Source organism: Kitasatospora sp. NPDC047058 (genome assembly GCF_040643935.1).
Lineage (GTDB): Bacteria > Actinomycetota > Actinomycetes > Streptomycetales > Streptomycetaceae > Kitasatospora.
Map to the genome: position 1 here is coordinate 1 of NZ_JBEYVJ010000188.1, position 13,758 is coordinate 13,758.

General features: G+C 71.0%; 14 protein-coding genes. 4 read left to right on the forward strand and 10 right to left on the reverse strand.

Annotated features, from left to right (window positions below):
* Positions 1-280 (forward strand): hypothetical protein (locus tag ABZ885_RS24725; protein ID WP_360192526.1); only part of this gene is annotated, 280 nt, incomplete at its 5' end.
* Positions 281-381: 101 nt separating this feature from the next.
* On the opposite strand, the gene ABZ885_RS24730 is transcribed toward ABZ885_RS24725, so the two are convergent.
* The 3 genes from ABZ885_RS24730 to ABZ885_RS24740 form a co-directional block, all read right to left on the reverse strand.
* Positions 382-618: a hypothetical protein gene (locus tag ABZ885_RS24730; RefSeq protein WP_360192528.1), complete on the reverse strand. Its 237-nt coding sequence runs from the start codon at positions 616-618 to the stop codon at positions 382-384.
* 768 nt (positions 619-1,386) lie between these two features.
* Positions 1,387-2,544: a TniB family NTP-binding protein gene (locus ABZ885_RS24735; protein WP_360192557.1), complete on the reverse strand. Its 1,158-nt coding sequence runs from the start codon at positions 2,542-2,544 to the stop codon at positions 1,387-1,389.
* A gap of 17 nt (positions 2,545-2,561) precedes the next feature.
* Positions 2,562-3,548: a hypothetical protein gene (locus tag ABZ885_RS24740; RefSeq protein ID WP_360192531.1), complete on the reverse strand. Its 987-nt coding sequence runs from the start codon at positions 3,546-3,548 to the stop codon at positions 2,562-2,564.
* A 111-nt stretch (positions 3,549-3,659) separates the two neighbouring features.
* Between ABZ885_RS24740 and ABZ885_RS24745 the strand changes: the two genes are divergently transcribed.
* Both ABZ885_RS24745 and ABZ885_RS24750 read left to right on the forward strand, forming a co-directional pair.
* Entirely contained in the window at positions 3,660-4,004 is a 345-nt protein-coding gene (locus tag ABZ885_RS24745; RefSeq protein WP_360192533.1) for a hypothetical protein, read from the forward strand.
* Between the two features lie 79 nt (positions 4,005-4,083).
* Complete coding sequence (locus tag ABZ885_RS24750; protein WP_360192560.1) at positions 4,084-5,205, forward strand: IS630 family transposase; 1,122 nt, start codon at positions 4,084-4,086, stop codon at positions 5,203-5,205.
* Between the two features lie 21 nt (positions 5,206-5,226).
* On the opposite strand, the gene ABZ885_RS24755 is transcribed toward ABZ885_RS24750, so the two are convergent.
* Positions 5,227-5,658, reverse strand: coding sequence for a hypothetical protein (locus ABZ885_RS24755; RefSeq protein ID WP_360192536.1), 432 nt, complete (start codon positions 5,656-5,658; stop codon positions 5,227-5,229).
* A gap of 375 nt (positions 5,659-6,033) precedes the next feature.
* Here ABZ885_RS24755 and ABZ885_RS24760 point away from each other — a divergent pair, with 375 nt between their 5' ends.
* Positions 6,034-6,447 carry a DUF6188 family protein gene (locus tag ABZ885_RS24760; protein ID WP_360192539.1) on the forward strand — a complete coding sequence of 138 codons (414 nt, stop codon included), beginning with the start codon at positions 6,034-6,036 and terminating at the stop codon, positions 6,445-6,447.
* On the opposite strand, the gene ABZ885_RS24765 is transcribed toward ABZ885_RS24760, so the two are convergent.
* The 6 genes from ABZ885_RS24765 to ABZ885_RS24790 form a co-directional block, all read right to left on the reverse strand.
* Positions 6,437-7,027: a DUF6262 family protein gene (locus tag ABZ885_RS24765; RefSeq protein ID WP_360192542.1), complete on the reverse strand. Its 591-nt coding sequence runs from the start codon at positions 7,025-7,027 to the stop codon at positions 6,437-6,439. The genes ABZ885_RS24760 and ABZ885_RS24765 overlap by 11 nt on opposite strands.
* A complete protein-coding gene (locus tag ABZ885_RS24770) occupies positions 7,024-9,621 on the reverse strand; it encodes a site-specific integrase (RefSeq protein ID WP_360192545.1) in 2,598 nt (865 codons plus the stop codon). The genes ABZ885_RS24765 and ABZ885_RS24770 overlap by 4 nt, the downstream gene beginning before the upstream one ends.
* Positions 9,618-10,775, reverse strand: coding sequence for a tyrosine-type recombinase/integrase (locus ABZ885_RS24775; RefSeq protein WP_360192548.1), 1,158 nt, complete (start codon positions 10,773-10,775; stop codon positions 9,618-9,620). Before ABZ885_RS24775 ends, ABZ885_RS24770 begins: the two co-directional genes overlap by 4 nt.
* 120 nt (positions 10,776-10,895) lie before the next feature.
* Positions 10,896-12,272 (reverse strand): hypothetical protein, encoded by a 1,377-nt coding sequence (locus tag ABZ885_RS24780; protein ID WP_360192551.1) that lies wholly within the window; start codon positions 12,270-12,272, stop codon positions 10,896-10,898.
* A gap of 23 nt (positions 12,273-12,295) precedes the next feature.
* Entirely contained in the window at positions 12,296-13,114 is an 819-nt protein-coding gene (locus ABZ885_RS24785; RefSeq protein ID WP_360192563.1) for a TnsA-like heteromeric transposase endonuclease subunit, read from the reverse strand.
* A gap of 204 nt (positions 13,115-13,318) precedes the next feature.
* The coding region (locus ABZ885_RS24790) for a helicase associated domain-containing protein (protein ID WP_360192554.1) at positions 13,319-13,758 on the reverse strand (440 nt) is incomplete at its 5' end.

Genomic DNA, 13,758 nt, shown 5'->3' on the forward strand with positions numbered 1-13,758 from the left:
AACGCAGCACTCAAGCCCGGAAAGACAACAGCCACTGACGCAGCCATGGATCACCGCTTCATCGCTCCCGTTTGCCCTTGCTGGGCTCCGCTCCGGTATCGCCGCTCGCGATGACGCGGGGACGCCCCTCGAGGACGCGCTCACCCAGTTCTACGCCGCGCTTGTCGCCGAACTGGGCCACAAGCTAGCAGCCAGTTGGCTGATGAGGCTGTTCGACCTCGCTCCCGACACTGAGAAGACCATCGCTGCGCGTGTCGTGCTGACGCACCAAGGAAGCTGAAGGCCCCACGGCCGGGAGGTGACAGCCCGTCGGTTTGGGGCTTGGTGGCCGGCATCCGTGCGGGTTGTTGGTGGGCGAGCGGGGCGCGTTGGATGGCCCGTTCAGCCGTTGCGTGTCGGTGTTCGGTGGATGAAGGTCCACAACAGGTCGTCGGGTGGGGGTGCGAGGCGTTCGATGCCGAGCTGGTGGGCGGTGTGGGTGAGGAACGCGGTGATCGCGGGGTGGGCTCGGGGTGCGGGTCCTTGCCGCGGTTGTCCGGGTAGGTGTGCGAGGGTGCGGGCGAGGACGATCGTTTCGGGGTAGGTGACGAGTTCCCGCGCGTACAGGGCCCAGGACATGCCGGCGGGTGTGGCGTGGGGGTTGGCGTGTGCGAGGCGCTGGAGCCGGTGGTGCCAGCGTGTGGCGAGGATGCTCTGCTGGTCGTACCAGCGGGTGGTGATGGCTGTGGCCCAGCCGAGTGCTGTGGCGGCGTTCGGGTGGCGGGTCAGGCGCTGGTGGTCGCGCCAGGCCCGGCCGAGTTCGGGTAGGGCGGCGGTGGTCAGGCTGGTGTCGGGGCCTGGGCTCCAGTGCTGGTGGCGCGGACACAGGGCGCGGTGTGCGGGTGGGTGGACGTGAGCTTGGCTGGTGGCGCCTTGGGTGTGGCGCAGGGTGCAGGTGGGGCACGCTCGGACGGGCTGCTCGCTTTTCTCCAGTGGCTGCCAGGCGGCGGTGGCGGCCCTGTCGGGTGCTGACTCCCCGCCGGGCCCCGTGGTGGGAGCGGTGTGCGGGCGCGGGGCGGCAGGTCAGGTTCGGCAGGGCGCGGGCGAGGTCGCCGGTCGGGGTGCGGACCAGAGCGGCGAGGCGCTGCAGCGCGGCGGTGTTGAGGTGGAGCTCGGCGGTGCCGGCGCTGCCGGCTGCGGTGCGGGGGCGGGTGGTGGTGATGCCGAGGGCGTCCAGCAGGCCGGTGGGGGTGGCCTGATAGGCGTGGGCGAGGCGGTGCAGGTAGGAGGCGGTGCTCTCGTGGGGCATCGGTCGCACCCGCAGCGCCCCGGCGGCCGGTTCCTGCGGCCCGCCGAGCGGCCCCTGGGGCGGTGTGCCGGCGGTGACGGTGGTTGTCCGGCGGATCGTCATGCGGTCCGGCGGCCGGTGCGTGGGTTCCGACGGTTGGGGGTGCGGGGCCGGTAGTGCTCTTCGGCGAGGTGGTCCAGGGCGATGGCGTCCAAGTCGGCGCGGGTGATCTTCTCGCTCTGGTCGAGGATGGCGGTGATCGCGGCGCGCCGCAGGAGGCGGGAGAGGCTGCCGATGCGTCCGGCGGTGCGCTGGTGCAGGTAGGGGGCCAGGCGTACGAGGCTGCCCGGGCGGTGGCGCTGCAGGTCGAGGGCGTTCTCCATCGCGGCGACGGTCTCGCGGAACGGCCGGGTGACCAGCGCACTGCCGCTGCCAGCTTCCGCACCGCCCCCGCTGCTTCCCGCAGCAGCTCCGCCGCTGCTGAGGCCACCTCCTCCCGCACCGCTCCTGCCGTCGGCGTTGCGGCTGCTCCCCGTGCTGCTCCTGGCGCTGTTCGTGTGTGCGACAGCGGGCAGAGGGTCGCAGTCGATCAGGCCGGCGCGTCCGGCGAGCTGGGCGCCGGCGGTGCCGGTGAACAGGGCGGTGGCGGTGACGTCGATGCCTGCGTACACGAAGGTCGCCGAGATCCGCTCGGTGAGGTCTTTGAGGAAGTCGGCGGCCTCGGCGCCGGTGCTGGTGCGCGGGTTGAGGCGGTGGATCTCGTCGATCATCACCAGCCGCACCCCGGCAGTGTTGTAGGTGTGGCACACGGACGCGGCGACCTGGGCCTGGGTCATGCGGGCGGAGACGGGGATGCCGAGGTAGCGGGCGAACTCGAGCGCGAGGGCTTTGGCGGTGGCGCCGGGCGGCACGAGCAGGTAGGCGACGGGGACCTGGCTGGCGGCGTGGCCGCCCCGGGCCTGTTCGGCGAGATGGCAAGTGCGGCCGACCTCCAGCAGCGTGGTGGTCTTGCCGGTCGTGGGCGGGCCGGTGACGATCAGTGAGGGACGGGCGGTGGCCTGCTGGTGGCGCCCCAGCGCCATCAGGGTCCGCACCTCCAGCAGGGTCTTGACGACTGCGGGGGTGCGCACGGTCACGAACCGGGAGTGGTAGGCCAGGCGCTCCTCGACGGTGCGCGGTGGATCGCCGGGACCGGGCGGCACCGGGGGAGGGTCGTCGGCGAAGCGGCGAAACAGCTCCCACGTGGTGGGGGACGCGTCCAAGCCCGGCTCCGCCATGCCGACAGGGTCGTCGGTCACCACAGCTCGGCCTCCTCGCGGGCGTCGTACAGGGCGAAGGCGCCCCCTGTTTCTTCGCCGGGCCACGCGCCCGGGCCGTCCAGGTCCTCGCCGTCCTCGTCGGCGTCGAGCTCGTCCAGGCTCTCCTCGCCCGGCCAGCCACCCCGCATGGCCTTGCCGTCGCCGCCGCTCGGGCCCTGCCACGGCGCAAACCGCGGTCCCGCAGGGCTTGCCTGCGCCGTGGTGGGCGGCTCCAGAGCCTGGCCGCCGCCGGGCTGGTCGCCGGTTCCCGCACGTGCCGGCCCAGGGATCCCGCGACCGGCGGCGGGCCGCCGGTCCTGGTCCAGGTCACGGTGGCGCACATGGTCGGCCGGAAGCGGATGTCCGGCGGCCCCGCCGGAGGCAGAGGCTCGCCCGCGTCGGTCCTGACCCTCGATCCGGACTTCTCCCGGGGCCGGGCCGAGGTCCAGGCCGTGGGGGAGTGCGGCGGGTGCCTGGCGGGTGGCGAGGTGCCGCTCTCGGGCACTGGCCTGGCCGGTGCGGACCTTGACCAGGAGGTCGTCGAGGGCGCGGGCGAGGTCGGCCTCGTGCTGCTCGCGGCTGCCGCGGCGCTCCACCACTGTCTTCAGGTGCTGCCACAGGTCGTCGCCCAGCGGCTGGTGGACGTGTTCGGCGTGGATCCACGGCACCGCCGTGAACTGGCCGTCGGGCAGGCGGACCCAGACCTGGCGCTGGTCGTGAGGGCCGCGGTGCGGGTTGAGGGCGTGGTGGTCGTAGGTGCGGTGGTCGAGGCGGATGCCGCGCTCGGTGATCGGCTTCCACACCACGGGCAGCAGCTCGACGTAGTCGGCGCCGGTCAGCGGGAGCGGGACGTGGCCGCAGACGCTGAGCAGCGCGCCCCACATCTCGTTGGGGGACAGCGCGACGGCGGGCATGCCGGGGTGGCGCAGTCCCTCGTGGGGCCGGTTCTGCCAGACCCTTTTACCGACCGAGGGAGCTCGCATTCCGGCTCTGACCTGCGGTGATTCATAGACTACATGTCCGTGACGGAGAGTTGGGGACGTTTCTGTAGCTCATTCGGGTGCTCTCATCGGAGGGTCGTCGACGGTGCCGGCGTGTCGGAGCCCGACGACATAATTCGAGGTGTGGACCTGAGACCCGAGCTGACGCCCCCGACCGTGAGCCAGCAGCGGCTGAACGAGCTCAGTTGCGAGATCGAGCGAATCGGCGACCTGGTGACGTCCCGGTCGGAGAGCGCGGATGCGGCGATCAGGGCCTTCAACGCAAGGACGGGCCATGACTATGTGGCTGTCGACTTCGCTGAGTGTGACGCGAGCCGGAGCCTTGTCGAGTTCGCGACGGAGGCTGCCCGTCCGGCTCGTCCCCGCGTTGACGACATCACCCGGAACGAGCTCGTTGAGATCGTCCGCAGGCTCCGGACTGGCTGCCTAGTGCTCTGACCGACAACGTTCACCGGGTTGGCGGTGGCGGAGCCGGAACGGGTTGGATGTAGCGGACATCCAACGGGTTGGGGGCGTGGTGGCGGAGCCGGTCAGGGTCAGGAGGCTGACCGATCAGGAGGGCCAGCAGTTACAGCGGATGGTGCGGCGAGGCAGCACGAACACGGTGCGCTACCGACGGGCGATGATGCTCCTGGCCTCGGCCGGCGGGAACCGGGTGCCGGTGATCGCCCAGCTGGTTCAGGCGGACGAGGACACGGTGCGGGACGTGATCCACCGGTTCAACGAGATCGGCCTGGCCTGCCTGGACCCCCAGTGGGCGGGAGGCCGTCCCCGCCTGCTCAGTCCTGACGACGAGGACTTCGTCGTCAAGACGGCCACCACCCGCCCGGCCAAGCTCGGGCAGCCTTTCACCCGCTGGTCGATCCGCAAACTGCTCGCCTACCTCCGTCGGGTCCACGGGCGGGTGATCCGCGTCGGCCGCGAGGCCCTGCGCTGTCTGCTCGCCCGACGCGGCGTCACCTTCCAGCGCACCAAGACGTGGAAGGAGTCCACCGATCCCGACTACGACACCAAGCTCGACCGGATCGAACACGTCCTGGATCGTTTCCCGGACCGCACGTTCGCGTTCGATGAGTTCGGTCCGCTCGGCATCCGCCCCACCGCCGGCAGCTGCTGGGCCGAGCAGAGCAAGCCCGACCGCCTGCCCGCGACCTACAAGCGAACCCATGGAGTGACGTACTTCCACGGCTGCTACTCGGTCGGCGACGACACCCTGTGGGGCGTCAACCGGCGCCGCAAGGGCACCACGAACACGCTGGCCGCGCTCAAGTCGATTCGGGCCGCCCGCCCGGACGGTGCCCCGGTCTACGTGATCCTGGACAACCTCTCCGCGCACAACGGGAAGAAGATCCGCCGCTGGGCCGCCGACCACAACGTCCACCTGTGCTTCACCCCGACGAACACCTCCTGGGCGAATCCGATCGAGGCACACTTCGGACCGCTGCGACAGTTCACGCTTGCCAACTCGAACCACTCCAACCACACCGTCCAGACCCGCGCGCTCCACCGCTACCTGCGCTGGCGCAACGCCAACGCCCGCCACCCCGACGTCCTCGACGCCCAGCGCAGGGAACGGGCACGGGTTCGCGGGGAGAAGGGCGTCCGCTGGGGAGGAAGACGGCTGACCGAAGCGGCGTGACGGCCGCCTCGGCGGGATCGCTCACCCAGTGGAGCCGTCGAGCACCTCGAAGCCCGTCTCCACGGTGCCACGGAACGCCAGCGCCTGGCGGTCGAGGCCGAGGGCCTTGAGAAGGATGTCCAGCGCCCCTTCCACGTCGTCCGCCGAGCGGCTCACCCAGACGAACGTGTCGGGAACGGCCGCTCCTTCAAGCCTGCTCAGGGCAAAGTCGACCCGCTCGACACGGAACATGGCGACGTCTACGGGCCCGAGGTCTTCCCAACCTCGTTCGAGCGTCAGACGCAACCGTGCCGCAAGTGCTTCCAGCGGCGGCTTCAACCCTGCCACCAGCTGGAAGGAGCTGGCAGCGAACTCCCACATGCTCTGCTGGAAGGCAGGATTGCGCTTCCCACCCTGGTACGACGGAGCCGTCTCCCACTCCGGCTCAGGGCCCGGAACCTCGATCACTGCCATGCCACCCTCCCCACTCGAACACCACCGTTGAATTCGGCGATCACCGTAGCCCACAGCCCAGATCAGCCCTCACCCGGTGAACGTATGCGGTCAGAGCACTAGGGAGCGACTACTACCTGCGACTTCTCGAAGCTAACGTGCTGCATCCTCGGGCCAGGGATCTGATCTTCCATCCCCGGGTCGATCTGCGGGACGCCTCTGCAGAGCAGATCGTCGATGAGGTGCTCGGATTCCGGCCGATCGCCCTCTGATCAACGGGATGGGTCCGCTGACCATCGAGTTCTGTCCGCGCGTGCCAGTGCTGGCGAGCCGGTAGGCGCCGGTCTGGGCGCCCTCCGTATGTGACCAGGGTGGGTTGATCGATACGGTGTCGCCATGAGTCAGGGCATAGTGCGCGTGGAGGATGGCTGGCGAGTGCCTGCGTTCCGTGGGCTGGGTGTGGGAGAACTCGTCATCGACGATCGGCTCCGGCTCCGCATCGGGTCGAACGAGATCATGCTGTGCTCGTGGGCGGAGCTCGTGGCTGACGAGCGGGCATACGGGCTCTCGGCCTGGCCCCAGACGAACCTCGGCAAGGCGACTGAGCTGTTGCGTCAGGTCGTTGCCGAGGTAAGGGTCTCCGATCAGGGGGTCCTTCGGGTCCTGTTCGCGGGCGGCTGGCGTCTGATGGTGCCGACCAGCGACGAGCGGTCAGCGTGGACGGTGGCGGTGCGGGGCAGTGGATTTCTCACCGCCAGACCCGGGGGCGAGGTGGCGGTGAGCGGTTCCAGCTCCGACATCAGGTCGTAGTTCGACCTCGTTGGGTGATCTGGGCTTCGAGGTCGGCGACGCGGCGGTCCTGGAAGCGGAGGTTGGAGCGGGCGGCCTTGAGCCGCTCGTCGAGGGTGCGGTTGTCGGTAGTGAGCTGGCGGACGCGCTGCTTGAGGGTGGTGTTCTCGGTGGTGATCCGCTGGACGGTCTCCTCTGTCCACTCGGCCCGCAAGTCTCGGACCTGGCCGAGGAGTTCACCGATGCGGATGCGCTGGGACCGGATCTCGGCGTGGGCGGCCTTGAGGGCCTCCTCGGCGTTCAGCGCGCGTTCGCGCCAGGTCGCCTCACGATCATCCTCCTCCTCGGCGAGGCTCCGGTGGCGCTGGTCGCCGGCCTCGGCCAGCGCTGCGGCGACGGCGGCTCTGGCCTCGGGGTTGTCGTAGAGGAAAGTGCGGGAGACGTCCGCGCGGCGGGCGACAGCGGCAACGCTCACCGGGGCTTTTTCCCGGCGGAGACGGGTGATGGCCTCGCGGACGCGTCCGAGCGCGCTCTGTGTCTTGCGGTGCCGGGCGGCGAGGGCCGCCGCGGTGCGGGCCCGGGGGACGGTGCCGGTGTTCATGCGACCTGCCCTGCCATGTCGTCCGCGCCCTCGGAACCAGCCGCGGCGAGGTCGGCTGCGCGGAACGCGGTGGACCAGATCCGCTGGAAGTAGTCCTGGGGTTTGCGCAGGTCCAGGGCGAGGGCGTCGTCGAGGAGGCCCAGTCCTGCGAGGGCTTTCTCCAGGCCGTCGATGGCGCGGGCCGTGGGTTCGAAGTAGCGGTGGAGGTAGTCGGCGGTGGTGTCGTCGGGGGCGCCTTCGGCCAGCAGCCGCCACTGCTCGCGCTTGCGTCGCCAGTAGAGCAGGTCGGCGCCGGAGAGCACGAACTTGTCGCAGTTGTGGCAGTCCAGGTTCCAGGGGCAGGCACCGCCGTCGACGACGGGTTGGAAGGTGCAGAAGCCGCCCTCGGCCGGGGTGCTACGGCGGGACAAGTCGACGGCGATGGCCTGGGCCTGCTCGCGGGTGAGCGGGGTCGTCGGTTCGGTGAGGATTTCGCCGGGGCTGGCGGTCCCGGGCCCGGCGACCCAGACGTGCTGCAGGACGTCTTCCAGGTCGGACTGGGTCAGGTGGATGTAGTGCTCGGCCATCCGCTCCGAGACGTGGCCGAGGTAGCGGCGGACGTGGGTCAGGGTCGCGCCGGCCCGCAGCAGGCTGGTCGCCAGCGAGTGGCGGGCCTGGTGGGGAACTCCGCGGCCGATGTCGAGGTCGTCGATCCAGAGCTTGAAGCCCTTGTGGAACCACTTGTAGCTCAGCGGCCGACGCCCGTCGCGGTTGCGGATGTTGGTGGGGAACATCGCCATGCGGGCGCGTTCCTCAGTGGCGGGCGGCCGGTTGTTCCGGGCCTCGAACAGGGTCAGGGTCTTGTGCTGGCGGGCTTCAAGGAGTTGGTGGACCCGCTCGGGGATCCGCAGGGCCTGGTCGTAGTTGCCGACTTTGGTCTGGTCGTGCCAGAGCATCGGCAGTCCGCCGTAGCGGCCGAGGCAGTCCAGGCGAAGCTGGAGGACCTCTCCGCAGCGGCGGCCGGTGACGAGGATGGTCTCCCAGGCGTCCCGCAGGCCGCGGTCGAACGGGTCGTGAGTCTCGGCGAGCAAGCTCAGATTGGTCTCGTCGGCGAGCGCGCGGGCAACACCGTCGGCGAACGGTTGCCGAGAGCGGCTGATCATCCGCCCGGGGGCGGGCATGGCCGCGATGAAGGCCCGGTCCAGGCCGAGGCGTTCGGCCTCTCCCGACTCCAGTGCCCCGCGCAGGAGCCGCCGGGTGCGGTGGAAGACGCGCTGTCGGGTGTTGGCGGTCACGATCGACGGCTTGCCGTGGAGGCCTCTGGCCGCCAGCGAGGCGAGGCCGTCCCGCTCGCGTTGCCGCTGGTCGGCGACGAACTGGTGCATGTGGTCGGCCGTCAGAGCCCGTGGGTCGTGGCCGCCGGCGGGAGCGTGGAGTTCCAGGAAGGTGCTCAGTTCCAGACTGGCTCGGCGCATGTCGTCGAAGGTGCCTCCACTGCGCGGGCAGCCGGGAGATCGCAGGATCGCGACCAAGTGGTCCCAGATCAGGTCGCGCAGCCACCGCTGGGTGACGCCGGTGAGGTCCATGTGGACCGAGCGGCCGGTGAGTTTCCGCCCGAAGTGCTCGGTGAGGATGTATCCGAGCTCACGCGTCTCGCTCGGCGTCACATAGAGGGGGTGCAACCAGTCAGTCACGGCCCGGACGATGTGGACTGCCTCGCGGCTGACCGCCTTCTGCAGAAGCCGTTCCTCCTCGGGACCCGTGTCCGTCAGCGACCGCAGGCCGTGCTCTCGGGCGAAGTTCGCCAGGCCTTGCCAGGTGACCAGTTCCCAGCGGCCGTGTGCCTTCTGGGTGTAGGCGAACATGCCCCACTTGATCTCGGCCCGCAGCAGCGGATGCAGGCCCCGGAGGTTGACCTGCGCGGGGCGGAGCACGGCTGGGGCGATCGCGCACCAGCGTTGGAAGGTGTGCTCGTCCCCATAGCTGACCGGCGCGGCCAGGCCGCGACGTCTGTAGCGGTTGCCCCACTGGGATGGCAGGGTCGCCCCGCCTGGTCTGCCCTGCTTGCCGTAGAGGCGCTCATGGCGGAAGCACAGTCCGAGCGGGGAGTCCGCCAGTTCCGGGCAGACCCGGACCCGGCAGCCTCCGAAGCCGGGGAGCATGTGCTGATCGTCGAGCCAGGCGTCGAAGTCAGCCTGGTCGCCGTGGCGATCGCGATGGTGATACCAGCGGTACTCGTGGTAGTGGCAGAGCTTCAGGGTGAGGTGGCGGGCTGGCCGGTCGGGGCAGATCCGGCAGGGCCGCTGTTCCACTCCTTCCCCGGGACCGACAAGCGGTGTCGTTCGCAGGAACTCGGCTCGCGTTCCTCCGCGGTCGCGGTGCTCGCGCCAGTGCATCTCGTGGGTGGAGCACAGCTCGCCGTGCCCCATCGTGGACCGCTCGCAGTCCGCAGCGAGGCAGTTCCACCGGTAGACGGGGTGGTTCGGCGGAATCTTGATGATGTCCGGGCGGAACAGGGCGTCGAACGACGGGGTGCTGATCAGCGCGGTAAGGGCTTCCAGCCGGTCCCGGCCTGTGCGGGTGTCCTGCTGCGGCAACAGGGTCGTCACGGTCACTTCGGCTCACCCCAGACCGTGCGCAGGGCCGCATCGAAAGCGGGATCGTGGACGTCGACGTGGCCGTAGACCTCGTCAACTGTGGCGGCCGATGCCCAGCCGCCGGCGTCGCGGGCGATCAGCAGGTTGCCGTCCGATGCGTCGAGAACCGCGCTGGTGAAGTTGTGGCGGAAGGCGTGAGGTTTCACCAAGCCCAGGCCGGCGCGTTTCCCGGCACGGCCGAGCATCCGGCGGGCCCCGACCGGTGTCCACGGCTGCCCGGTCCCAGGGCCGTGGAGTTGGACCAGGAGCATCCCGTGCGCGGCGGCAGCGCGCGGATACTCACCGCCGGTGAGGTACTCGAAGTAGGTGTGCACCATCGCCGGGCTGACCCGCTTGACCAGCCCGCCGGTCACCGTGCCGTGCTCGACCCGCCAGGGGTGCTTGGTCTTCGCCTCGGCCCGGTTCGGGTTGTCCGACCGGTGGCAGACGTGCAGGTGAGGGCTGCGGCACTCGCCGCAGGCCGCGTTCTCGCGCAGGTGCAGGTCCACCAGGTGCAGCCCGCAGAGTTCGCCGATCCGCAGCCCGCCGTCCGCCAGCCAGGTCACCAGCAGCCGGTCCCGGGCCGAATTCACCGTCTCTAGCAGTCGCTCGCGAGAACCGTCCGGCAGCATCTTCGGATGTCGGCGGTGCGGTCCCTTCGGCGCGAGCGGGTTCGCGGGTATGGCCGTCTTCACGTGCCCCAGGAGCGAGCGGTGCCGGTCCACCCGCGACGGCAGCCGCGTGCCGTCAAGCTTCTCGCCGAGCTCGACGTTGACGCCGAGGGACGCTTGGTGTAGGTAGAAGCCCTTCACGCAGGAGGCCGCTGCAGACAGGGCGGACCGGCCGTAGGGGCGCTTACCCACTCGCCACGGCTCCCCGAGCGGCATGCAGACCTCAGCTCCGACCATGCCCATGTACCGCTCCAGGTCACGCAGTTGAACCGCGCTGAATGCCAGGCACTCACGCTCCAGCCAGCGCAGATGGTCCACCAGCAGATACGCGTAGGTCCGCTGCGTACCCGAGCCGTCGTGCTGGCGCAGGAACCGGTCAGCTTCGACATGGACCGAGCCCTCGGGCCAGAGGATCGTCCACGACCTCCGCCCGCCTTTCCGCTCGATCTGCTGGACCCTCAAGTCCCCGATGATGACGTGCCGTGCCACTCGTCCTCCGTACCGACTCCGGAACATGACGGACGTCCCGGCCTCAGTCGGTAAACGAGCCCACGACGTCCACGTCACAGGCCCAGACGGACATCACGGGCAGCACAACTCACGGTCGGTAAACTCGGTGGCGATCCACTCGTCGAGCAGGTCCTGCAGCTGCGCCACGCTCCACAACGCCTCCGTCTCGGCGCGCGGGCCGCGCCGGGTGGGGTCGGAGCCGGTATGGCCGGCGACGTGTTGGCAGAACAGGCTGTTGATGGAGCCGAAGGTACGCTCCACGGGGCCCTTGGCGGCGGGCTGGCGCGGGGGTGCGGGCTGCACGCTGATGCCCAGCGTCTCGGCGGCGGCCAGGAACGCCTCGGAGACGAACACCCGCCCGCGGTCGACGACCACCGTCTCGGGCACGGCCACCGGCCGGGCGGCCATGTCCCGCAGCCGGGTGTCGGCGTCCACCAGCAGGTCGTACGGCACAGGCGCCCGCGACATCTGCAGCACCTGCGGCCAGGTCGGCCGCGCAGGATGCGGGGTGGCCATTTCGGCCAGCAGCAGGGCAGCGTCCACCGCCTTGGTCCCGGCCGGACGCAGGACCGCGGCCAGCACCGAGCGGGACGCGACGTCGAGGGCGATCGTCAGCTCGGGGCGGCCGGTGGTGCCGTTGTCGAACACCGCGAGGATGTCGAGGCGGGTGGTGTCGAGCATGACCTGCTCGCCTGGCCGCAGCACCCGGCTCGGACGGTAGGGGCGGGCGGGCCTGCTGGCGGTGCGGGCCGGGCCGCCCGGCCGCTCGGAGGGGTCGGCCAAGGCAGCTGCCAGGCGGTAGAACGTCGCCTGCGCGGGAACCTTGACGACGCCGGGGCCGTGACGCTCCTCCAGCACCTGCGCGGTCAGCTGCCGCAGCCCCTTGACCGTGCCCTTCGACCTGCCACGCTGGCGCCGCATCGCCTCCAGGACCGCCGCCACCACCCGCTCGTCCGCGCGCCCGGTCGGGCTGTAGGTGCGGGTGGTGCGGTGGTCGACCAGCCCCCACAAGCCCTTCTTGCGGTACTCCAGGCGCATGCGCTGCACCGTGGTGCGGGCGGTCTTCCCGAACCCGGTCGCGGTCAGCTCCTGGGCCTTGGCCAGCTCGCGCTGGGCCAGGGTGCGGGTGGCCGGGTCGTATTCGGGGCGCGGCGCCCGCCCGCCGTCCGCCGCCACGTCGAGCAGTCCGGTCTCCACCTCGCGAATGTGGCGCTGCCAAGCCAGGGCGCGCTCCTGCTCGCGCAACGGCACCGTCGCGAACAGCCCCCACTGCGGCACCGCCGCCACCGCCTCGCCGACCAGGGCGAAATCATCGGCCGAGAACAGGTAGCTCGCCAGCAGCGTCACCGCCTCCCCTTGCTCGGCGACCAGCCGCACCTGCTGCCCCAGCACGCCGACGACCTGCCAGGTCCGGCCCTCGAAGACCACATGAACACCCGCCGCCAGCACCGGCCGGCTCCCCGCCGCCCGGCTCACCACCCCACCCCCGAGCCCGCGTCCACGCTGCCGCTTCCGACGACAGACCCGGCCCAGGCCGGGCCTGCCTCCAGGCCCGGACCGACGAGCACCCCGCCGTGCAGAGGCCGATCCAGCGGCGCCCGCAGCCGGTGCGCCCACAGCGCGTGATAGACCACCGGCAGCACCACCAGCGGATTGCCCACCGCCCGCACCCCCTCCACCAGCGGCCGCTCACACGCGAACGCCTCCAACACCGCCGCCTCCACCCGCTGCGCTCCGCGAAAGCGCGGATGCCGGTACCCCGCCAGCCACCGCACATTGCCCGCCACCACCGGATCCGGCGCCCGCAGCCGCCGGTACACCCACCCCACCCGCGCACACGCCTGCCCCAGTGCCGCGGCCGCATGCTGCGCCGCGACCCCGCCCGCACCGGGAGTGCCCGGGCAGTCGGCCAGCAGCCCGGTCCCGTCCGCGTACCGGGCGAACACCTGCGGCACCCAGGAGCGCACCACCCCCCTCTCCCGCACATCGCGCCACAGCATCCGCACCGGGCGCCCGGCCATCGCGACCACCTGCGGGTCGCGGTCCAGCAGCATCAACTGCACGACCATGGCCGCCGATCCGTGCGCGACATGCCCGCCGGTCGTCGCCGACCACCACCAGCCCGGCCCCCACCGCTTGCCCGGAACCACCGGGAACGCCGACACAGGACGCAGCTCCTCGAACCGCACCCGCGCCGCAGCCTGCTCCCACCGCTCCTGCTCAAGAACCCCGCCGACGGCGAAGACCGCCTCGAAGCCGCCTCCCGGCACGTCCGGTACACGCACGCCCATGTCCACCATGACGGCCAGTCAAATACGTGAGAAACCCGCAGATAGAGCGATACCGCTACGCGCCACCCGTCCGAGCGCAGCCCCGACGAAGCTGCTCCGCCCAGCCCGCCGCCGTGATATCGGCGCCGGCGCCTGCCCGGTTCGCCCCCCGCCCCGCGAGCCAGGCAGCGGCGGAGCCCTACCAACCATCGGATGGGGGACCGGTCAGGGCGCTACGGCTCCGATGCCGGTCAGGAGGGCCTGCTCCTCGGGGTGGAGCTGGGCCCAGTGCTGCTGCTGGATCCATTCCTTGGCCTGGGGTGCTGTGGTGTCGGCGCGCACCCGCTGATAGATGCGCTGCCAGGCGAAGTCCCAGGGCGGGTTCCACCAGGGATCCAGCGCGGTCAGGGCCTGCTGGGTGGCGGGGGACAGACGCCCGCTGCGGGCTTTCGCCCGTTGGGCGATGAGCCATCTCCCCAGGGGAAAGCCGTCGCAGGTGGCGTGGGTCGCGACGGCGAGGTGGCCGTGCGCGGCGGCATGGGCGGTCGCGTGCTTCAGACCGGGGGGGTTGCGTCCGGGCCGCTGGGGGACCGAGGCCGCGGCAGTGGTGATCCCGATCCGCGTCAGGAGCTGTTGCTGCTGCGGGTGCAGGACCGGCCAGCAGG